At 63.0% G+C, this 20,370-nt stretch carries 16 protein-coding genes; 8 read left to right on the top strand and 8 right to left on the bottom strand.

Annotation, left to right across the window (positions count from 1 at the left end; genetic code table 11):
- Nucleotides 1-2 precede the first annotated feature (2 nt).
- Nucleotides 3-917, bottom strand: coding sequence for a methylenetetrahydrofolate reductase [NAD(P)H] (gene metF, locus CP49_RS02210; protein ID WP_057848664.1), 915 nt, complete (start codon nucleotides 915-917; stop codon nucleotides 3-5).
- A gap of 381 nt (nucleotides 918-1,298) precedes the next feature.
- On the opposite strand from metF, the gene CP49_RS02205 reads away from it, so the two are divergent.
- The gene (locus CP49_RS02205) at nucleotides 1,299-2,318 is read left to right on the top strand and encodes an LLM class flavin-dependent oxidoreductase (protein WP_057848663.1); all 1,020 of its coding nucleotides are present in this window, start codon (nucleotides 1,299-1,301) and stop codon (nucleotides 2,316-2,318) included.
- Between the two features lie 720 nt (nucleotides 2,319-3,038).
- On the opposite strand, the gene CP49_RS02200 is transcribed toward CP49_RS02205, so the two are convergent.
- Nucleotides 3,039-3,899, bottom strand: a complete 861-nt coding sequence (locus CP49_RS02200; protein ID WP_057848662.1) for a prephenate dehydratase — start codon at nucleotides 3,897-3,899, stop codon at nucleotides 3,039-3,041.
- Between the two features lie 107 nt (nucleotides 3,900-4,006).
- Nucleotides 4,007-4,753 (bottom strand): 3-deoxy-manno-octulosonate cytidylyltransferase, encoded by a 747-nt coding sequence (locus CP49_RS02195; RefSeq protein ID WP_057848661.1) that lies wholly within the window; start codon nucleotides 4,751-4,753, stop codon nucleotides 4,007-4,009.
- A gap of 210 nt (nucleotides 4,754-4,963) precedes the next feature.
- Between CP49_RS02195 and CP49_RS02190 the strand changes: the two genes are divergently transcribed.
- From CP49_RS02190 to CP49_RS02165, 6 genes are all read left to right on the top strand, one after another.
- Nucleotides 4,964-5,515, top strand: a complete 552-nt coding sequence (locus tag CP49_RS02190) for a c-type cytochrome (RefSeq protein WP_057848660.1) — start codon at nucleotides 4,964-4,966, stop codon at nucleotides 5,513-5,515.
- A 299-nt stretch (nucleotides 5,516-5,814) separates the two neighbouring features.
- Nucleotides 5,815-7,716, top strand: a complete 1,902-nt coding sequence (locus tag CP49_RS02185) for an extracellular solute-binding protein (RefSeq protein ID WP_057848659.1) — start codon at nucleotides 5,815-5,817, stop codon at nucleotides 7,714-7,716.
- Between the two features lie 14 nt (nucleotides 7,717-7,730).
- Nucleotides 7,731-9,614 (top strand): extracellular solute-binding protein, encoded by a 1,884-nt coding sequence (locus CP49_RS02180; RefSeq protein ID WP_057848718.1) that lies wholly within the window; start codon nucleotides 7,731-7,733, stop codon nucleotides 9,612-9,614.
- Nucleotides 9,614-10,726: a microcin C ABC transporter permease YejB gene (locus CP49_RS02175; RefSeq protein WP_057848658.1), complete on the top strand. Its 1,113-nt coding sequence runs from the start codon at nucleotides 9,614-9,616 to the stop codon at nucleotides 10,724-10,726. Before CP49_RS02180 ends, CP49_RS02175 begins: the two co-directional genes overlap by 1 nt.
- Nucleotides 10,726-11,904 carry an ABC transporter permease gene (locus CP49_RS02170; RefSeq protein ID WP_057848657.1) on the top strand — a complete coding sequence of 393 codons (1,179 nt, stop codon included), beginning with the start codon at nucleotides 10,726-10,728 and terminating at the stop codon, nucleotides 11,902-11,904. Before CP49_RS02175 ends, CP49_RS02170 begins: the two co-directional genes overlap by 1 nt.
- Before the next feature lie 6 nt (nucleotides 11,905-11,910).
- The gene (locus CP49_RS02165; RefSeq protein WP_197423001.1) at nucleotides 11,911-13,548 is read left to right on the top strand and encodes an ABC transporter ATP-binding protein; all 1,638 of its coding nucleotides are present in this window, start codon (nucleotides 11,911-11,913) and stop codon (nucleotides 13,546-13,548) included.
- 132 nt (nucleotides 13,549-13,680) lie between these two features.
- On the opposite strand, the gene CP49_RS02160 is transcribed toward CP49_RS02165, so the two are convergent.
- Nucleotides 13,681-14,523 (bottom strand): C40 family peptidase, encoded by an 843-nt coding sequence (locus CP49_RS02160; protein WP_057848655.1) that lies wholly within the window; start codon nucleotides 14,521-14,523, stop codon nucleotides 13,681-13,683.
- Nucleotides 14,516-15,898, bottom strand: coding sequence for a leucyl aminopeptidase family protein (locus tag CP49_RS02155; protein WP_057848654.1), 1,383 nt, complete (start codon nucleotides 15,896-15,898; stop codon nucleotides 14,516-14,518). The genes CP49_RS02160 and CP49_RS02155 overlap by 8 nt, the downstream gene beginning before the upstream one ends.
- A gap of 137 nt (nucleotides 15,899-16,035) precedes the next feature.
- Here CP49_RS02155 and CP49_RS02150 point away from each other — a divergent pair, with 137 nt between their 5' ends.
- Nucleotides 16,036-16,872 carry a tetratricopeptide repeat protein gene (locus CP49_RS02150; RefSeq protein WP_057848653.1) on the top strand — a complete coding sequence of 279 codons (837 nt, stop codon included), beginning with the start codon at nucleotides 16,036-16,038 and terminating at the stop codon, nucleotides 16,870-16,872.
- 238 nt (nucleotides 16,873-17,110) lie between these two features.
- Here CP49_RS02150 and CP49_RS02145 read toward each other — a convergent pair whose 3' ends face one another.
- The 3 genes from CP49_RS02145 to CP49_RS02135 all read right to left on the bottom strand — a co-directional run.
- Complete coding sequence (locus tag CP49_RS02145) at nucleotides 17,111-18,085, bottom strand: type II secretion system F family protein (protein WP_057848652.1); 975 nt, start codon at nucleotides 18,083-18,085, stop codon at nucleotides 17,111-17,113.
- Between the two features lie 10 nt (nucleotides 18,086-18,095).
- Complete coding sequence (locus CP49_RS02140) at nucleotides 18,096-19,073, bottom strand: type II secretion system F family protein (protein ID WP_057848651.1); 978 nt, start codon at nucleotides 19,071-19,073, stop codon at nucleotides 18,096-18,098.
- Nucleotides 19,074-19,081: 8 nt separating this feature from the next.
- A partial coding sequence (locus tag CP49_RS02135) for a TadA family conjugal transfer-associated ATPase (RefSeq protein WP_057848650.1) occupies nucleotides 19,082-20,370 on the bottom strand: 1,289 nt, incomplete at its 5' end.

The following is a 20,370-nucleotide window of genomic DNA, read 5'->3' as shown; positions in this document are numbered from 1 at the left end:
GATCAGGCGGCTTTCTGTGCGCCATTGGGGCGAATGCCCAGCAAATGGCTGATCGCGAACACGAGGTCCGCGCGGTTCATGGTGTAGAAGTGAAAGGTATCGACGCCGTGCTTGGCGAGCTTTTGCACCTGGCCGGCCGCGACGGTGGCGGCGACCAGCTTGCGGGTCTCGGCATCATCGTCGAGGCCTTCGAACTTGTCGGCGAGCCAGTCCGGCACTGTGGTGCCAGCGCGGGTTACGAAGCTGCGCGCCTGCTTGAAATTGTGCATCGGCATGATACCGGGGACCACAGGAATATCGATGCCGCGGGCGCGCACGCGATCGAGATAGCGGAAATAGAGGTCGTTATCGAAGAACACCTGGGTGATGGCGCGCGCCGCGCCGGCGTCGACCTTGGCCTTCAGCGTGTCGATGTCGGCGTCGATCGTCGGGCTCTCGGGGTGCTTCTCGGGATAGGCCGAAACCGAGATTTCGATATCGGGATAGCGCTTCTTGATTCCCGCAATGAGATCGGGCGAACTCTGATAGCCATCCGGGTGGGCATGATAGGCGGTGCCGATACCGGTGGTGGGGTCGCCGCGCAGAGCGACGATATGGCGGACGCCGATCTCGTGGTAGCGCGCCACCACGTCGTCGATCTCGCCCTTCGGTGCGCCGACGCAGGTCAGATGCGCGGCCGGCGTCAGGCTGGTCTCTTTCAGGATGCGGGCGATGGTTGAATGGGTACGCTCTCGGGTCGATCCCCCGGCGCCATAGGTCACGGACACGAAATTGGGCGTCAGCGGTGCCAGCCGGTTGATGGTCTCCCACAGGCTTCGCTCCATGTCCTCCGTCTTGGGCGGGAAGAACTCGAAGGAGATTTTTGGCGAGTGCAGCGCGCGATGGCCGTCGAAAGCGGGGGGCGTAATCTCGGTCATGGCACTTCACAAGGCTCCGAAAAGGATAGGCGGACATCAGGCCTAGCGGCCGTCAGCTAAAATAAGCCAAATGGAGCCCACCAAACAGCCCATCTTGCATGGGAAATAGCCCAATCGGAACAAAAATATACGAAATATGGACCGGATAGGTTGTTCGGTGGGCATCGCACGTTACAATTTTATATAGTGAAAACAGTTTACTAGATAGAAGTTGCGATCGAACAGAGGGTAGATAGTGGTGGGCAGATGCGCAGTTTCTTGAATATGTCATAGATTGGCCCACTCACGGTGCGGCGCGCCACGCCTTTTTCCCACAAGCGCGGGCCTGATCTGCGCCTGCCAGGCCTTTGTCGGCCTGTCGTCTCGCACTAGTTTAGCGCCATGATCCCGCTTTCCGTTCTCGACCTCTCCGTCGTCACCACAGGAACTCGCCCGGCTCACGCGCTGCGCAACAGCATCGATTTGGCGCGCCATGTCGATGAACTCGGCTATGTCCGCTACTGGCTCGCCGAGCATCACAATCTGGCCTCGGTGGCGAGCCCCGCGCCCGACCTGATGATCGGCCAGATCGCGGCCGTGACGAATAACATCCGCGTCGGTTCCGGCGGCGTGATGCTGCCCAACCACGCGCCGCTGGTGGTGGCCGAGCGCTTCAAGATGCTGGAGGCGCTGTTTCCCGGCCGCATCGATCTCGGTCTTGGCCGCGCGCCCGGCACGGATGGCGCGACGGCGCATGCGCTGCGCAGCCGGCTCGACCGCCGCGAGGGCGACGATTTTCTCGAACGGCTGAGTGAACTGGTATTGTGGGAAACCCGCGATTTCCCCGCCGGCCATCCCTACAACAATGTGGTGGCGATGCCGGATGATACGCCGCTGCCGCCGATCTGGCTGCTCGGCTCTAGCGACTACAGTTCGGAGCTGGCGGCACAAGTCGGCATGGGCTTCGCGTTCGCGCACCACTTCGCGTCCTATGATGCGATCGCGGCGATGACCAACTATCGCAGCCACTTCAAGCCGTCCGGCTGGCGGCAGACCCCGCACGGCATCCTCGCCATCGCAGCGGTCGCCGCCGAAACCGATGCCGAGGCCGAGAAGCTCGCTTCCTCCATGGACCTCAACCGCCTGCGCCGCGACCGCGGACAATATCTGCCGCTGCCCAGTGTCGAGGAAGCGTTGGCCTATAATTATACGGATTCCGAACGCGCTTCCGTCGCGCGCAACCGCTCGCGGCTGTTCGTCGGCAGTCCGGCGACGATCGTGGCGAAGCTGCAGCCGATGATTACGGCAAGTCAGCCGGATGAATTGATGATCATCACTGCCGTCTACGATCACGACGCGCGGAAGAAGTCGTACAGCCTGCTCGCGGAAGCGTTCGGGCCGAGCAAGAAAGCCGCCGCCTAGATCGTGATGACTTTTCAGCGAATCTGCATCTCATTCTTTTGAGCATTCCTGCTTTTTCAGCATTCCTGATCTGCACACCTGCGTTTGTTCGAGCCTCAGAAGCAACCAAGCGTTGTCCAAGGGATTGTTGAAGTCTCCAGCCAAGGAGACAAACCATGGAACTGAAATCTGCAGTTGTTGGGTTGGCCGCCCTCGGCGGCGTTATGCTCGCCGCCGGCTCGGCTACTGCCGCGATGCCGAACGGGCTTCCGCATGCGGACCAGATCTCACGCCAGGCTGTGAATACCGAGCAGGTCCGCTGGGTCTGCAACGCCTGGGGTCGCTGCGTGTGGCGTCCGGGTCCGAGATGGGGCGTCTATGGCGGTTGGGGCCCGCGCCCCGTCTGGCGTCCGGGATGGCGCGGCGCCTATGCTTGGGGCGGGCCAGCTTGGCGCCCGCGGCCAGTGTGGGGTCCGCGCCCCGTGTGGGGTCCGCGTCCAGGATGGGGTCCCCGTCCAGGGTGGGGCTGGTAACGGCCGGTGGTGATCGGAGAGGGGGCGTACGCCGGCTGATAACGCCGCGGGTACCGCTTTCATAATATCCGTATCCGCTGCACCGTTAATGCCGCGCAGCTCGCCGCTCGCTGGTAAGCGTCCGGCTTGCTGCACGTCACGAATCTGCGCTCTCCGCGCCAACGGCAGCAGTCGCGCCGGGAGACGCGAACAGATCCGTGTGCGTCCCTTAATCCTGCTTCTCGCTGAACGTCGCGCGGAACGGGTGGCCGGGATAGACGCCGACGATGCGGAATTCGCGCGAGAAGAACTTTAGTTCTTCCAGCGCGAAGGCGAGGCCCTTGTCCTCGGGATGGCCGTCGACGTCGGCATAGAACTGCGTCGCAAAGAAATTGCCGTCGACCATGTAGCTTTCCAGCTTGGTCATGTTGACGCCGTTGGTGGCAAAGCCGCCGAGCGCCTTGTAGAGCGCGGCGGGCAGGTTGCGCACCCGGAAGACAAAAGTCGTGACCAGCGGGCCCGAGCCCTGCTTGGCCCAATCGGCCTCGCGCGCTAGCACCACGAAGCGCGTGGTGTTGTGGGTCTCGTCCTCGACGTCCTCGGCCAGGATATCGAGCCCGTAGATGTCGGCGGCCAGCCGCGAAGCGATGGCGGCAACGCTCTTGTCCTTGCGTTCGGAAACATCGCGCGCGCTGCCGGCGGTATCGGCCGCGACGATCGGCTTGATGCCGAGCTTGCGGATGATACGCCGGCACTGGCCGAGGGCGTGGACGTGGCTCTCCACCGTCCTGATGTCGGCGAGTTTTGCGCCTCGCGGCGCCATCAGTTGATGGCGGATCGGCAGAAACCATTCACCGACGATGAACAGGCCGGAATCCGGCAGGAGATGATGGATATCGGCAACCCGGCCGGCGACTGAATTCTCGATCGGGATCATGCCGAGACCGGCCTCGCCCGAGGAGATCGCGGACAGCGCGTCCTCGAAGGTCGCGCACGGCAACGGCTCGGCGTCGGGATAGGCCTCGACGATCGCGATATGGGAATTGGCGCCAGGCTCGCCCTGGAACGCGATTTTGAGCTTCTTGGTCATGCGGGGCCTTTTAGCAGCGGCTCAGGCTTTGGCTATAGCGTTTTCGAGCGAAGTGGAGGCCGGTTCGCGTGAGGAAAACGCGTCAAAACAAAAGGGTAGAGCCTCGTTCAACCCGAACGAGGCTCTAATATCCGCCGGGCGGTTTCGAGGTCGGCTGGGGTGTCGACGCCGCGGGGGACGCTGTCGACGATGGCGATGTCGATCCGCATCCCGGCCTCCAGCGCCCGGAGCTGCTCGAGCTTCTCTTGCTGCTCCAGCGGAGACGGGGGCAGCGTCACGAACCGTTCCAGCGCAACGCGGCGGTAGGCGTAGAGGCCGATGTGGTGGTAGCGGGGGCCGTCGCCATGGGGCGCCGTGGCGCGGGTGAAATAGAGCGCACGGAGCCGGTTTGGGCCGATCGGCGAGCCGACCGCCTTCACCACGCTGGGGGCCTGATCCTCTTCCTCGGTATGGATCTGCGAGGCCAGCGTCGCGATGTCGACGGTGGGGTCGTCGAGCGGCGGCAGCGCGGCGCGGATGGTGTCCGGCGTGATCGTCGGGAAATCGCCCTGCAGGTTGACCACGATCTCGGCCTGGCCATCGGGATCGATCGTCCGCATGGCCTCATGGATCCGGTCGGAGCCGGAGGGATGATCGGCACGGGTCATCACCACCTCGCCGCCGGCGGCCTTCACGGCGGCCGCGATCTCGGGCGTGTCGGTGGCGACCGCCACCCGGCCGATCCTGGCCTCCTCGGCCCGCCGCAGCACGTGGACGATCATCGGCAAGCCGCCGATATCCAAGAGCGGCTTGCCGGGCAGGCGGGTCGCCGCCATGCGGGCAGGAATCAGCACGAGGATGCGGTTTTCGGTCATCGGGGACGAGGTCTGGGGGCCAACAAAAACGGGCCTGAAATGATGGGGATTGGCGGAAAGTCGGCGCGTTTATACGGGTTGCCAGAGCCCGGGCAAACCGATATCTCAGGCGCTGCTGAGGGTGCGGCGCGAAAGCCTGATTCCTGACGCGCACCCGCGGCCGTTTTGCCGGCCTTCAGTCGATCTTCCGGCCTGGAGCCTGATCCAACTATGGACTCCTTCGAACTCAACAAGATTCTCGGTGCCATCCTCGGTACCTGCCTCGTTCTCCTGGTGACGAGCTTTGCCGCCCAGGCGATTTTCGCGCCCGTGAAACCGGAAAAGCCGGGCTTCGAGATCGCCGTGAAGGAAGACACGAAGGCTGGTGGAGCCAAGGAAGCCGCGGCGCCGTCCGAGCCGATCGAGAAGCTGCTGCAGACTGCCTCCGTCGAGAAGGGCACCGCGGCCGCAAAGAAATGCGCCGCCTGCCATACGTTCGAGAAAGGCGGCCCCAACCGCGTCGGCCCGAACCTGTTCGGCGTCCTGAACGAGCCGAAGGGGCAAGGACGCGGCGGGTTCAATTTCTCGGCTGCGCTGAAGGGCAAGGGCGGCACCTGGACCTATGAAGATCTCAACAAGTTCCTCGCCAATCCCAAGGCCTTTGTTCCGGGCACCGCGATGGGCTTCGCAGGCATTTCGAAGGACAGCGAGCGCGCCGACGTGATCGCCTATCTGCGCAGCCTTTCGGACAGCCCGGCTCCGCTGCCGACCGCGGCAAAGTAAGATTTCGACAGTCCCGCAGGGACTTCGCCACGACTTGACGGCCAGGCATTGCCTGGCCGTTTGCGTATGAGGGATCGCATTGTTGTTATCGGAGTTGTTACCGGGACTTTTCGCCGCAGCGGCGGTGTTCCCAAGCTGCTATCATGAGGAAAAAGCAACGTAATTCGTCGAACCCTTGCCTTATATTGGGTCCTCACTAACTCGGGGCCTCGTTGTTCGCGTAGTCCGTGTCACCGGGCCGGCGCGGATCACGGACTTCGAAAGCACGGATACTGGCGTCAGCAACAGGAATTCTGCATTTGGCGATTACCCGACGACATCTTCTGCAAAGCGGCGCTGCGGCCACGTTGGCCCCGGCGCTCGGGCTCACTGCGAACGTCTCCGCGATTGAAGCCGCCCACGCCCAGTCCGCATCGGGCGAACCAGCCTTTCGGCATGCGCTGTCGCTGTTCGGCGAAATCAAATACCCGGCCGACTTCAAGCGCTTCGACTACGTCAATCCGGAGGCCCCGAAGGGCGGCACCGTACGTCAGATCCAGGTCGGTACCTTTGACAACTTCAACCTTGTGGTCGCCGGCGTCAAAGGCTCGCTCGCAGCCGGCGTTCAGTTGATCTACGAATCTCTCATGACTTCATCGCAGGACGAGGTCTCGACCGAGTACGGCGAACTGGCCGAAGCCGTCAGCCATCCCGAGGATTTCTCCTGGGTGACCTACCGTCTCAGACGGGAAGCGAAATGGCATGACGGAAATCCCGTCACGCCTGACGACGTGATCTTCTCGCTCAATGCGTTCAAGCAACATCATCCGCAGTACTCGGCCTACTATCGCCACGTGGTGAAAGCTGAAAAGGTCGGTGATCGCGACATAAAATTCAGCTTCGACGCGCCCGGCAATCGCGAACTCCCGCTGATCGTCGGCCAACTCACGATCTTGCCGAAGCATTGGTGGGAGGGCGCTGACGGCGAGGGCCGCAAGCGCGACATCTCCGCGACGACGCTGGAGAAGCCGCTGGGTTCGGGCCCCTATCGCATCAAGGAGTTTGTCCCGGGTAGGACGCTGACGCTGGAGCGTGTGAAGGACCATTGGGGGCGCGATTCCAGCACGAATGTCGGACGTAACAATTTCGACGAGCTGCGCCTGGAATATTTCCGGGACTCGACGGTGGCACTCGAGGCGTTCAAGGGCGACCAGGTCGATTGGCGCACCGAAAACAGCGCCAAGAACTGGGCCACGGCCTACGACTTCCCGGCCGTCAATGACAAGCGCGTGCTGCTCGAGGAGTTTCCGAACCGCAGTTCCGGAATCATGCAGGCGTTCGCGCTGAATATCCGGCGTGACCAGTTCAAGGATCCGCGCGTGCGTCGTGCGCTGAATTTTGCGTTCGACTTCGAGGAAATGAACAAGCAGATCTTCTTCGGTCAGTACAAGCGCATTACCAGCTACTTCGATGGCACTGAACTGGCTTCAAGCGGCGTGCCTGAAGGCAGGGAGTTGGAAATACTCGAAGCTGTACGCGCGGAAGTGCCGCCCGAGGTATTCACGAAGCCCTATACCAATCCGGTCGGCGGTAGTCCCGAAGCAGTTCGCGAAAATCTACGCGAAGCGCTGCGCTTGCTGAAGGAAGCTGGGTACGAGGTGCGCGAGCGCAAGCTGGTCGATAGCAAGACGGGAGCACAATTTACGCTCGAATTGCTCGGTGCCGACCCGACCTTCGAACGGGTAATGCTGTTCTTCAAGCCGTCGCTGGAGCGGCTTGGCATCGTCGTCAGCGTGCGCACAATCGATCCGACACAGTATGAAAACCGGCTTCGCAGCTGGGATTTCGACGTGGTCGTCTCGTCGTGGGCGGAATCGTTGTCACCCGGAAATGAACAGCGCGAATATTGGGGTTCGCAGGCGGCGGACATGGCGGGTTCGCGCAATATCATCGGCATCAAGAACCCGGCGATCGACAAACTGATCGAGCGGCTGATCTATGCCAAGGGGCGGGATGACCTTGTTGCTGCGACCAGAGCGCTCGACCGCGTGCTGTTGTGGAATCACTATGTCGTGCCGCAGTGGAATTATCCCAAGGTCCGTACCGCGCGCTGGGATCGCTTCGGCAGGCCGTCCGAATTGCCCAAATACGGCCTGTCGGGCTTCCCGTCGCTATGGTGGTACGACGCCGACAAGGCGGCAAAGATCGGAAAGCGGTCTTGAAGGATATCTTGCGCATGGCGCAATTCTCTCGCCGGCATGTGCTCGGTCTCGGTGTCGGCGCGCTGGGCGTTCTGACGCTCGGGCCGGCGCGTGCGGCCGAAGAGAATGGCGCCGAGGTGCACGGCATCTCGGCGTTTGGTGATCTCAAGTATCCCGCCGACTTCAAGAATTTCGACTATGTGAATGTCGCAGCGCCCAAGGGCGGTGTGTTTTCCACCATTCCTTCGACGCGCTCCTACAATCAGTCCTACCACACCTTCAATTCGCTCAACGCCTACATCCTCAAGGGCGAGGGCGCGCAGGGCATGGACCTGACCTTCTCGGCGCTGATGGTGCGGGCCGGCGACGAGCCGGATGCGATGTACGGGCTCGTCGCAAAGTCGGTGCGAATTTCGCCGGACAAGCTGACCTACCGCTTCACGCTGCGCCCCGAGGCCAAGTTTCACGACGGCTCGAGGATCACGGCGCATGACGTCGCCTGGTCCGTCAACACGCTCAAGGCCAAGGGCCATCCGCTGATCCAGGTGCAGATGCGTGACGTCAAGGGCGCCGAGGCGCTCGACGATGCGACCGTGATCGTCACCTTCGCCGAGAAGCGCGCCCGCGACGTGCCGCTCTACGTCGCGGGCCTGCCGATCTTCTCGAAGAAATATTACGAGACGCGGCCCTTCGATGAATCGACGCTCGATACGCCGCTGGGCTCGGGGCCATACAAGGTCGGCAAGTTCGAGGTCAACCGCTTCATCGAGTACGAACGCGTCAAGGACTGGTGGGGTGCGAATCTTCCAGTCTGCCGCGGTTATTACAATTACGATGTGGTCCGCTACGAATTCTATCGCGACCGCGACGTCGCCTTCGAAGGCTTTACCGGCAAGAATTATCTGTTCCGCGAAGAGTTCACCGCGCGCATCTGGGCGACGCGCTACGACTTCCCCGCGATCCAGGACGGCCGCGTCAAGCGCGAGCAGGTGCCGGACGAAAGGCCGTCGGGCGCGCAGGGCTGGTTCATCAACACCCGCCGCGACAAGTTCAGGGATCCCCGCGTGCGCGAGGCGTTGATCAACGCTTTCGATTTCGAGTGGACCAACAAGACCATCATGTACGACGCCTATGCGCGGACGCATTCGCCGTTCCAGAATTCGGACATGATGGCGAAGGGGCCGCCCTCGCCGGAGGAGCTGAAGCTGCTCGAGCCATTCCGCGCTCAGGTGCCCGCGGAAGTGTTCGGCCAGCCCTACGTGCCGCCGGTTTCGGATGGCTCGGGGCAGGATCGCAATATGCTGCGCAAGGCGCAGCAATTGCTTAACGAGGCCGGTTTCGTCATCAAGGACGGCAAGCGGATGACGCCGAGCGGCGAAGTGTTCCGCATCGAATTCCTATACGATGAGCCCTCGCTGAATCCACATCACGCGCCCTACATCAAGAACCTGGGCACGCTCGGAATCGAGGCGAGCCCGCGCATGGTCGATGCCGTGCAGTACCGCGCGAGGGTGGAAGATTTCGATTTCGACATGACTATCACGCGCTTCTCGATGTCGACGACGCCGGGCGACGCAATGCGTGCCTTCTTCTCATCGCACGCCGCGAAGACCAAGGGCTCCTACAACCTGGCCGGTATCGAGAATCCCGCCATCGACGCGCTGATCGAAAAGATCATTGCGGCGGATACCCGCGCCGAGCTGACGGTTGCCTGCCATGCCTTCGACCGCGTTTTCCGCGCCGGGCGCTACTGGGTGCCGCAGTGGTACAACAAGACGCATCGGCTGGCCTATTGGGACATCTTCGACCGCCCGAAGAACCTGCCGCGTTATCAGATCGATGCATCGGGCTCCGGCGAGCGCGTTATCTGGTGGTATGACGGCGCCAAGGCGGGCAAACTCGAGCAGGCGAAGCAATAATGACTGCCTATATCGCCCGCCGCATTCTGCTGATGTTTCCGACCTTGCTCGGCATCCTCTTCATCTCCTTCGTGGTGGTGCAGTTCGCGCCGGGCGGGCCGGTCGAGCGCGTGATCGCGCAACTGTCCGGCGCCGATACCGGCGGCTCCTCGCGCATCTCAGGCTCTTCCACCGGCGACTTTGCCGGCCGTACGCCACAGGCCGGCGCCTCCGCCGACGCCGTCAATTCGAAATACCGCGGCGCGCAGGGGCTCGATCTGGATTTCATCAAGAACCTGGAAAAGCAGTTCGGCTTCGACAAGCCGGCGCATGAGCGCTTTGCGCTGATGGTATGGAATTTCGCCCGCTTCGATTTCGGCAAGAGCTACTTTCGCGACACCACCGTGTTGCAATTGATCAAGGAGAAGCTGCCGGTCTCGATATCGCTCGGGCTCTGGCTTACGCTGCTGACTTATCTGATTTCGATTCCGCTTGGTATCCGCAAGGCGGTCGACGACGGAACGCGATTCGATACGTGGACATCGGCAGTCATCATCGTCGGCTTTGCGATTCCCGGCTTCCTGTTCGCGATCCTGCTGATCATCCTGTTTGCCGGCGGCTCGTTCTTCAACTGGTTCCCGCTGCGCGGATTGACCTCGGACGGCTGGTCGCAATTTCCCTGGTATTGGAAGCTCATCGACTACTTCTGGCACCTCACCCTGCCTTTGATCGCGATGGGTCTCGGCGCCTTCGCCACCATGACGCTGCTGACCAAGAACTCGTTTCTCGATGAGATCAGGAAGCAGTATGTCATGACCGCGCGTGCAAAGGGTTGCAGCGAGGGGCAGGTGCTCTACGGCCATATCTTCCGCAACGCCATGCTGATCGTAATCGCAGGCTTTCCCGGTGCGTTCATTGGTGCATTCTTCTCCGGCTCGCTGCTGATCGAGACCATCTTCTCGCTCGACGGGCTCGGGCTGCTCGGCTTCGAAAGCGTGCTCAACCGCGACTATCCGGTCGTGTTCGGCACGCTGTTCATCTTCTCCCTCGTGGGCCTTGTGGTGGGTCTGATCTCCGACCTCGCCTACATGTGGATCGATCCCCGGATCGATTTTGAGGCGAGGGAAGTCTGATGGCGCTGCTCGCTCCACAACCGGTCGAAACCACCGCGCGGTCGCCGCTTGGCGAGGTCGTCCCGGCCACGCGGCACGCGTTCGCGCCATCGCCGCTGAACCGCCGGCGCTGGCAGAACTTCAAGGCGAACCGCCGCGGCTACTGGTCGCTCTGGATATTCCTTGCGCTGTTCGTGATCTCGCTGTTTGCCGAACTGATCGCCAACGATAGGCCGTTCCTTATCAAATATGACGGAAAGCTGTACTGGCCGGCTTTCGTCAGCTATTCCGAGACCACTTTCGGCGGCGATTTCGAAACCGCGGCCGACTATCGCGATCCCTATTTGCAAAAGCTGATCGCCGAAAGGGGCGGCACCGTCATCTGGCCCTTGATCCGCTATTCCTACTCCACCCACAATCTCGATTTGCCGACGCCGGCACCGTCGAAGCCGACATGGATGCTGACGGAAGAGCAGTGCAAGCCGGTGGTGGAGAAGAAGGGCCTGAAGAGCTGCAGCGACCTCGAATACAACTGGCTCGGCACCGACGACCAGGGCCGCGACGTGGTGGCGCGACTGATCTACGGTTTTCGCATCTCGGTGCTGTTCGGCCTGACGCTGACTATCCTGTCCTCGATCATCGGCGTCATCGCCGGCGGCGTGCAAGGCTATTTCGGTGGCTGGACCGATCTGATCTTCCAGCGCGTCATCGAAATCTGGAGCGCGATTCCCTCGCTCTATCTGCTGCTGATCCTGTCATCGGTGCTGGTGCCCGGCTTTTTCGTGCTGCTCGGCATTCTCCTGGTGTTCTCATGGACCTCGCTGGTTGGCCTGGTTCGCGCGGAATTCTTGCGTGGGCGCAACTTCGAATACATTCAGGCGGCGCGTGCGCTCGGCGTCTCCAATGGCGTGATCATGTTCCGGCATCTGTTGCCGAACGCGATGGTGGCGACCATGACCTTTCTGCCGTTCATCGTGTCGTCCTCGGTGATGACGCTGACCGCGCTCGACTTCCTCGGCTTCGGCCTGCCGCCGGGTTCGCCATCACTCGGCGAGTTGCTGTCGCAGGGCAAGTCCAACGTGCAGGCGCCCTGGCTCGGTTTTACCGGCTTCTTCTCGGTCGCGATCATGCTGTCGCTTTTGATCTTCATCGGCGAGGGCGTGCGCGACGCCTTCGATCCGCGCAAGACGTTCAGGTAGGGCATGATGGACGCCGTCAACCAGCCCTTGCTCGATGTGCGCGATCTCTCGGTGGCGTTTCACCAGCCGAGCGGCGCCACGATTGCGGTCGACCGCGTCTCGTTTTCCATCAAGCGCGGCGAGTGCGTGGCCCTGGTCGGCGAGTCCGGTTCCGGCAAATCGGTCAGCGCGCTGTCGGTGCTAAGACTGTTGCCCTATCCGACCGCGTCGCATCCCTCCGGCACCATCCATTTCAAGGGCCGCGAGCTGCTGACCGCGGCGGAAAACGAGATGCGCAAGATCCGCGGCAACGACATCTCGATCATCTTTCAGGAGCCGATGACCTCGCTCAATCCGCTGCACACGATCGAGGCGCAGATCGGCGAGATTCTTTCTCTGCACAGCGGTATCAGCGGGCAGATGGCGCGGGCGCGTACGCTGGAACTGCTGACCCAGGTCGGCATTCCCGATCCCGAAACCCGGTTGAAGAGCTATCCCCATCAATTGTCCGGCGGCCAGCGCCAGCGCGTCATGATCGCGATGGCGCTTGCCAACGAGCCGGACCTCTTGATCGCGGACGAGCCGACGACCGCGCTCGACGTCACGGTGCAGGCCCAGATCCTGGCGCTGCTCGCCGAGATCAGGTCCCGGCTCGGCATGAGCATGCTGTTCATCACCCATGATCTCGGCATCGTCCGCCGCATCGCCGAGGTGGTTTGCGTGATGAATTCGGGCAAGATCGTCGAGCAGGGTCCGGTCGAAGAGGTCTTTACAGCGCCGAAGCACGCCTACACGCGCGCGTTGCTCGCGGCCGAGCCCAAGCCCGATCCTGCGCCGCCGCGGCCCAACGAGCCGGTGGTGATGTCGGCCGACAACCTCAAGGTCTGGTTTCCGATCAAGCGCGGGCTGCTGCGCTCAACCGTCGGCCATATCAAGGCGGTGGATGGCGTCAGCATCGCGGTGCGCAAGGGCGAGACGCTCGGCGTCGTCGGCGAATCCGGCTCGGGCAAGACCACGCTGGGGCTGGCGCTCCTCCGGCTGATTTCCTCGGATGGGCCGATCGTGTTCCTCGGCAACAACATTCAGGGCCTGCGTTTCAAGGCCATGCTGCCGTTCCGCCGCGACATGCAGATCGTGTTTCAGGACCCGTTCGGCGCGCTGAGCCCGCGCATGTCGGTCGGCGATATCGTCGCCGAAGGCTTAAGCGTGCATCAGAAGTCCCTGTCATATGAAGAGCGCGAGGCGCGTGTCGTCAAGGCGCTCCAGGACGTCGGCCTCGATCCGGCGACGCGCTTCCGCTATCCGCATGAATTCTCCGGCGGCCAGCGCCAGCGTATCTCGATCGCGCGCGCGGCGGTGCTGGAGCCGAATTTCGTCGTGCTGGATGAGCCGACGAGCGCGCTCGACATGCTGTTCCAGGCCCAGATGGTCGATCTGTTGCGCGAACTGCAGCGCAAGCGCGACCTGACCTACATGTTCATCTCGCACGATCTGCGCGTGGTGGCCTCGCTGGCGAGCCATCTGATCGTAATGCGGAACGGCAAGGTGGTGGAGGAGGGGCCGGCCGCCGAGCTGTTCAAGAATCCGAAGAGCGACTACACCCGCGCGCTGTTCGCGGCTGCGTTCCGGATCGAGGCTGTGCCTGACGGCGCGGGCGCCACGTAGCGCGCTCTGCTCGGCATCTTGGCCTCATGGTTCGAGACGGCGCTTCGCGCCTCCTCACCATGAGGGACGCGGGACCCTCACCCTGAGGAGCCGCAAAGCGGCGTCTCGAAGGATGAGGCCCCGCCGGTTGCTCTAGAGCCGCTTGATCGCCGTGATTTCGCTGCCGGCCGCTTTGATCCGCGCGATCGCCTCTCGCGTGTTCTCCACCACCGTCGCCATATGATGCGCATTGGCGTGGATGATGCTGTCAGCGTCGCGCACGATCGCGACATGGCCCTTCCAGAAGATCAAATCGCCGCGCTGCAGCTTCTTCATCTCGGCAGGATTCAATGCACCGCCTAGGCCGTCCTGTTGCATGTCGCTGTCGCGCGGGCATCCGGTGCCGACGGCGTTCAGCGACACCTGGACGAGACCCGAGCAATCGATGCCGAGAGAACTCCTGCCGCCCCAGAGATAGGGGGTACCGGCAAAGCGCTCGGCGACCGCGACGAAATCTTTATCCATCACGTCGAGGCCCCCGACATGGTTGCGCGGCAGATAGAGGCCGTCGCTGGTTACGACGAACACGCTGTCTTCGCGCGCGACCGTCACCCTTGCGCCCATCGGTAGGGTTTCGACCGGCGGCAGTTTGATCGACGGTCCCGGAAACGCGAACGTCCGCAACGCCGTGATCTTGTGGGTCGGCGCGGCCGCAGGCCTTGTCAGCGCGGCATCCGGAATCCAGCCGACATAGCCGTCGCTACTCAGTTGCCCCCAAGCAAAGCCTTCGCTGTTGCGGTCGTAGATCGTGACGCGCTCGCCTTTCAGCGCCTGCGTCAGCAGCGCGGCGTCGGAGGCCGGCGCCGCGCGCAGCGGCGCGATGGCCTCGGCCACGCAAAATTCCTCGCCGGTGACAAAGCGTGCGGCCTTCACCTTGCCTTCGAGATACTTCGCGGCGACTTCAGGCCGTGCCGGCGTCAGGCGCGGATCATCCATAGCATTCGCTCAACAGTTTGTAGATCGCACGGGCGGCCTGGCATTCGCCGCCTTCGGGACGCGCGGGTTTTGCGGAAGGCGTCCAGCCGTAGATATCGACATGCAGCCAGCTCTTGGCGTCCGTGACGAAGCGCTGCAGGAACAGCGCGCAGGTGATCGAGCCGGCAAAGCCGCCCGACGGCGCGTTGTTGATGTCGGCGACCTTCGAATCCAGCCATGAATCGTAAGGCGGCCACAGCGGCATTCGCCACAACGGATCGTTCTCCCGTTTCGCATGAGCTGCGAGGTTTTCGGCGAGCGTCTCATCATGGGTGTAAAAGGGCGGTAAATCCGGCCCCAGCGCCACCCGCGCCGCACCCGTCAGGGTGCCGAGGTCAATCAGCAGATCCGGCTGCTCTTCGTCCGCCAGCGCCAAGGCATCCGCCAGTACCAGCCGTCCCTCGGCGTCGGTGTTGCCGATCTCGACGGTCGGCCCCTTGCGCGACTTGAAGATGTCGAGCGGCCGGAAGGCGTTGCCGGCCACGGCGTTCTCGACAGCGGGAATCAGGACGCGGAGCCGGACCTTCAGCTTCGCATCCATCACCATCTGCGCCAGCGCCAGCACGTTGGCGGCGCCGCCCATGTCCTTTTTCATGATCAGCATGCCGCTGGACGGTTTTATGTCGAGGCCGCCGGTGTCGAAGCAGACGCCCTTGCCGACCAGTGTCACCTTGGGGTGCGAAGGATCGCCCCAGCTCAGGTCGATCAGGCGCGGGGCGCGCGTCGAGGCCATGCCGACCGCGTGGATCAGCGGAAAATTCTGCTTCACGAGCTCGTCGCCGACGATGCAACTGAACTCGGCATCGAAGCGATCAGCCAGTTGCTGGGCTGCCTGCGCCAGTTCCTCCGGCCCCATGTCGTTCGACGCCGTATTGATCAGGTCGCGAGCCAGCGCGGCCGCTTCCGCCATCCGCGCGATATCGCCGACATCGACGCCCTCAGGCGGCACCAGCCGGACTTCGGGCTTCTCCGCCTTGCGGTAGCGGCCGAAACGATAGCTCCCGAGCGCAAAGGCCAGCGTCGCGAGCCGCGCATCATGCGGCGCGTTGGCGAAGCGATAGACGCCCGGCGGCAGCAGGCCCGGCAGCGCGCCGGGCCGGAACAGGTCGCGGGGTTTGCTGCTCTCGTCCTCGAGCCCGAACACGACCTGCGCAATCTGGCCGTCGGGCGCGGGCAGGGTCAGGCATTTGCCGGGCTTGGCGGTGAAATCATTGGCTAGCGCAAACTGCCGGGCCTGCTCGGGAAGGTCCCTGGCGATCGCGCTCCAGGTCGTCTTGGTGGCGAAGGTGATCGGAATGGCGGGGGCGGTAGGCGCGGTCTCGAACGGCGATTGCATGCTTGTCTCGCGAAGGGGACGGGGACAGGGATGGTGCAACTGGCATAGCACGGCCAATTAACGGGCCGTTAGGGTTAACAGTCTATTGCTGGCTCGTTCGGCTCCATTCGTCCGCAATCTCCGTGAGTTGAAGTGCCATGCGTCGACAGTCCAGCCCCGCCGGGTCTTTTGCCCGGTTCCTGACCACCGCGGCCGTTACGGCAGTTTTGGCCGCAGGCCTTGGCGGCTGCAAGACCGTGTCCGACGTCACGGGGTCGTTGACCTCATCGTCATCAAAGGCGCAAGCCGTTCCCGAAGATCCGCGCCGAGCGGCCGAGGTCTATGGCGAGCGATATCGTGCCAATCCCAAGGATGCCGAGGCAGCACTGGCTTATGGCCAAGCGCTCCGCACCACCGGCCAGCGGGCGCAGGCCGCCGCCGTGCTCGAACAGGCCACCATCGCCCATCCCGGCAACAAGGCGCTGCTCGCCGCTTACGGCCGCGCGCTCGCCGACAATGGCAATTCGCAGGCCGCCTTCGACGTGCTGAGCCGCGCTCATTCGCCGGCCAATCCCGATTGGCGCATTCTTTCGGCGCAGGGCACCACGCTTGACAAGATGGGCAAGCACGACGAGGCCCGCCGCTATTATGCGAGCGCGCTGAAGATCATGCCGGAAGAGCCGTCGGTGCTGTCCAATTTCGGTCTCTCCTACATGCTGACGCGGGAGCTGCCGCAAGCCGAAGAAACGCTTCGGCGCGCCTATTCCAATCCCCGCGCCGACGCAAGGGTGCGGCAGAACCTGGCGCTCGTCGTTGGCCTGCAGGGCCGCTTCGCGGAAGCCGAGACCATCGCCAAGGGCGACCTGCCGGCCGACGAGGCGGCCGCCAACGTGGCCTACCTGCGGGAAATGCTGAGCCGCAAGGATAAGGACAATTCGCGTCCTGCCGGCAACAAGGCGGCCGTCCCGGTCGCAGCGCTTAACCGGCCGGACTAGAGCTTCGGTTCTGATGGAATCAGAACGGAAGCTCTAGATTCTCGTTTTGACGCGTTTTCTTCACGCGAGCCGGGTATCCACTTCGCTCGAAAGCGCTATAGGCCGGCCGCGAGCCGTCATCGCCGGCGAAGCGGACTTCCCGATATTCAAGGCTGTCTAAAGTCAATCCGGCGTCGCGCGTGCCATGGCATGCCGGGGTTGACGACGTCGAACGGCAGCAGCGGCTGCGCCGATCGCCTTACGGCACCATCTGGACCTTGATGTAGGTCGGTCCGAGAATGACGATGAACAGGCACGGCAGGAAGAACAGGATCATCGGCACGGTCAACTTCGGCGGCAGCGCGGCTGCCTTCTTCTCGGCCTCGGTCATCCGCATGTCACGGTTCTCCTGCGCCATCACGCGCAGGCTCTGGCCGAGCGGGGTGCCGTAGCGTTCCGACTGCATCAGCGCCAGGCAGACCGATTTCACGCCCTCGAGGCCGGTGCGCTTGGCGAGGTTCTCGTAGGCCACCTTACGGTCCTGCAGGTAGGACAATTCCGCCGTGGTCAGCGCGAATTCCTCCGACAGCGCGACCGATTGCCCTGCGATCTCGGTGGAGACCTTGCGGAAGGCGACTTCGACCGACATGCCGGACTCGATGCAGATCAGCAGGAGGTCGAGCGCGTCGGGAAACGCGCGCTTGATCGAGAGCTGGCGCTTGCTGATGGCGTTCTTCAGGAACAGCATCGGTGCCTGCAGCCCGAGATAGGCGGCCGCGATGCAGATGCCGAGCTTGATCGTCAACGACTTATCCATCTGCGTGATCACGAACACGTAGAGGGCCGCGCCGACAAACAGCACGATCGGCGTCACCGCGCGGGCGAACAGGAACGTGACATAGGGCGCGTGGCCGCGATAGCCGGCCATGATCAGCTTGTCGCGCGCAGCTTCCTGCGCCAGCCATTTGGTCAGGTTGAAGTCTTCCACCACTTTGGAGACGAGCTGCTTCGGGGTTTGCCGCAGCGACACCTTCTCCGATTTGTTGAGGCGTTCGCGCTCGCGCTGGCGGAGCCGTTCGCGCTCGCTGGCGACCGCCTTCATGCGTTTGGCAAGACCCTCGCCGGCAAACAGCGGCATGATCAGCGTATAGGCGGTCGCGCTCGCCGCGACTGCGGCAAGCAACATGGTCATGAACCGCGCGTCGTGCATCTTGGCGATCAGAAACTCAATCATAGCCGCACCGTCAGAAGTCGAAATTGATCATTTTTTTCATCACCAGGACACCGATCGTCATCCAGGCGACGCAGCACACCAGCATGAACTGGCCGATGTGATGGGTCCAAAGCAGCGAGATGTAGTCGGGCGTCGAGATCCAGACCATCAGCATCACCGCCGGCGGTAGCGAGCCGATGATGGCTGCGGAGGCCTTGGCTTCCGTCGACATCGCCTGGATCTTTTCCGCCATCTTCTTGCGGTCGCGCAGCACCTTGGAGAGGTTGCCGAGCGCTTCCGACAGGTTACCGCCGGACTTCTGCTGGATCGCGACCACGATGCCGAAGAAGTTCGCCTCCGGCAGCGGCATCCGCTCATACAGCCGCGCGCAGGCCTCGCCGAGCGGCATTCCGATGGTCTGGGTCTCGATGATGGCGCTGAACTCGCTCTTGAGTGGCTCGGGCGCATCGGCAGCGACCACCTTGATGGATTCGAACAGCGGCAGACCGGCCTTGATGCCGCGCACGATGACGTCGACGGCGTCGGGGAGCGCCTTCAGAAACGCCTTCTCGCGGCGCTTCTTGAGATAGTTCAGGGCCCAGCGCGGCAGGCCGAGGCCGGTGGCGAAAGCCATCACGGCGGCGCCCAGCAGGTGGCCGCCGATCACAAAGGCGAGCACGAATCCAACCGCGCCGGAAACGGCTGACATGGTCCAGAATTTCTGAGGCGTCCATGATCCCAAACCCGCCTGCGCAAGGCGGGCTGAAAGGGGCAGGGACTTGTCCTGCTTGCGGCGTGCTTCGAGTTCCTTCAGCGATCCCTCGACCTGCTCACGGCGCGAACGCTGGGTTTTTTCGGCCTGGCGCGCCGGGGCGTCGGTCCGTGCGATCGAGGCGCGGCGGGATTCGGCCTTCCGCTCGCCCGACAGCGACGGATAGATGAATACCCATGCCAGGCCGCCGATGGCGGTAGCTGCGAGAAAAGCCAGTGCAAGTATCTGCATGCTCATCGCATTCCTCAAACCTTCTCGATGACTTCGGCGGCATCGAGCGCGGCCGCAAGCCGCTTCTCTTCGCCGAAGTATCGCGCACGTTCCCAGAACCGCGGACGTCCGATCCCGGTCGAGCGGTGCCGCCCGATGATCTTGCCGTTCGCGTCCTCGCCGATCATGTCGTACAGGAATACATCCTGGGTGATGATGGTGTCGCCTTCCATGCCCATCACCTCGGTGATGTGGGTGATGCGGCGTGAACCGTCGCGAAGGCGCGCGGCCTGCACGATGACGTCGATAGAGGCGCAGATCATTTCGCGGATGGTACGCGAGGGCAGCGAGAAGCCGCCCATCGTGATCATCGATTCGCAGCGCGACAGGGCTTCGCGGGGATTGTTGGCATGCAGCGTTCCCATAGAGCCGTCGTGGCCGGTGTTCATGGCCTGCAGCAGGTCGAACGCTTCCGGTCCGCGGACTTCGCCGACGATGATGCGCTCGGGACGCATACGCAGGCAGTTGCGGACCAGTTCGCGCATCGTGATCTGGCCTTCGCCTTCGATGTTGGGCGGGCGGGTTTCCAGCCGCACCACGTGAGGCTGCTGGAGCTGAAGTTCGGCGGCGTCTTCGCAGGTAATGACGCGCTCGTCATGTTCGATGAACTGCGTCAGGCAGTTCAACAGCGTGGTCTTGCCGGAGCCGGTGCCGCCCGAGATCAGCACGTTGCAGCGGACGCGGCCGATGATCTGCAGGATCTGCGCGCCCTCCGGCGAGATCGCGCCGAACTTGACGAGCTGATCGAGCGTCAGCTTGTCCTTCTTGAACTTACGAATGGTGAGCGCAGGCCCGTCGATCGCCAGCGGCGGAACGATGGCGTTGACGCGGGAGCCGTCGGCGAGGCGGGCGTCGCAGATCGGCGAGGATTCGTCGACGCGCCGGCCGACCTGGCTGACGATGCGCTGGCAGATGTTGAGAAGCTGCTGGTTGTCGCGGAAGCGGATGCCGGTCTTCTGGATCTTGCCGGCGACTTCGATGAACACCGTGCCGGCGCCGTTGACCATGATGTCGGCGATGTCGTCGCGCGACAACAGCGGCTCCAGCGGGCCGTAGCCGAGCACGTCGTTGCAGATGTCGTCGAGCAGCTCTTCCTGCTCGGCAATCGACATCACGATGTTCTTGATCGCGATGATTTCGTTGACGATGTCGCGGATTTCTTCGCGCGCCGACTCGCCGTCCAGCTTGGCAAGCTGGGCGAGGTCGATCGCCTCGATCAGGGCGCCGAAGATGGTCGCCTTGACCTGGTAATAATTGTCGGATC

It is taken from the genome of Bradyrhizobium valentinum, assembly GCF_001440405.1.
Classification (GTDB): Bacteria; Pseudomonadota; Alphaproteobacteria; order Rhizobiales; family Xanthobacteraceae; genus Bradyrhizobium; species Bradyrhizobium valentinum.
Note: the sequence above shows the minus strand (reverse complement) of the source record. Positions and strands in the feature narration are given on the sequence as shown.

Bases quoted from the DNA above. Each gene is read 5' to 3' on its own strand.
- CP49_RS02160 (WP_057848655.1), bottom strand. From the start codon at position 14,523: ATGGATGATCCGCGCCTGACGCCGGCACGGCCTGAAGTCGCCGCGAAG.
- CP49_RS02180 (WP_057848718.1), top strand. From the start codon at position 7,731: ATGGCGCAATTCTCTCGCCGGCATGTGCTCGGTCTCGGTGTCGGCGCG.
- CP49_RS02155 (WP_057848654.1), bottom strand. From the start codon at position 15,898: ATGCAATCGCCGTTCGAGACCGCGCCTACCGCCCCCGCCATTCCGATC.
- CP49_RS02140 (WP_057848651.1), bottom strand. From the start codon at position 19,073: ATGAGCATGCAGATACTTGCACTGGCTTTTCTCGCAGCTACCGCCATC.
- CP49_RS02200 (WP_057848662.1), bottom strand. From the start codon at position 3,899: ATGACCAAGAAGCTCAAAATCGCGTTCCAGGGCGAGCCTGGCGCCAAT.
- CP49_RS02190 (WP_057848660.1), top strand. From the start codon at position 4,964: ATGGACTCCTTCGAACTCAACAAGATTCTCGGTGCCATCCTCGGTACC.
- CP49_RS02165 (WP_197423001.1), top strand. From the start codon at position 11,911: ATGGACGCCGTCAACCAGCCCTTGCTCGATGTGCGCGATCTCTCGGTG.
- CP49_RS02195 (WP_057848661.1), bottom strand. From the start codon at position 4,753: ATGACCGAAAACCGCATCCTCGTGCTGATTCCTGCCCGCATGGCGGCG.
- CP49_RS02150 (WP_057848653.1), top strand. From the start codon at position 16,036: ATGCGTCGACAGTCCAGCCCCGCCGGGTCTTTTGCCCGGTTCCTGACC.
- metF (WP_057848664.1), bottom strand. From the start codon at position 917: ATGACCGAGATTACGCCCCCCGCTTTCGACGGCCATCGCGCGCTGCAC.
- CP49_RS02205 (WP_057848663.1), top strand. From the start codon at position 1,299: ATGATCCCGCTTTCCGTTCTCGACCTCTCCGTCGTCACCACAGGAACT.
- CP49_RS02145 (WP_057848652.1), bottom strand. From the start codon at position 18,085: ATGATTGAGTTTCTGATCGCCAAGATGCACGACGCGCGGTTCATGACC.
- CP49_RS02170 (WP_057848657.1), top strand. From the start codon at position 10,726: ATGGCGCTGCTCGCTCCACAACCGGTCGAAACCACCGCGCGGTCGCCG.
- CP49_RS02175 (WP_057848658.1), top strand. From the start codon at position 9,614: ATGACTGCCTATATCGCCCGCCGCATTCTGCTGATGTTTCCGACCTTG.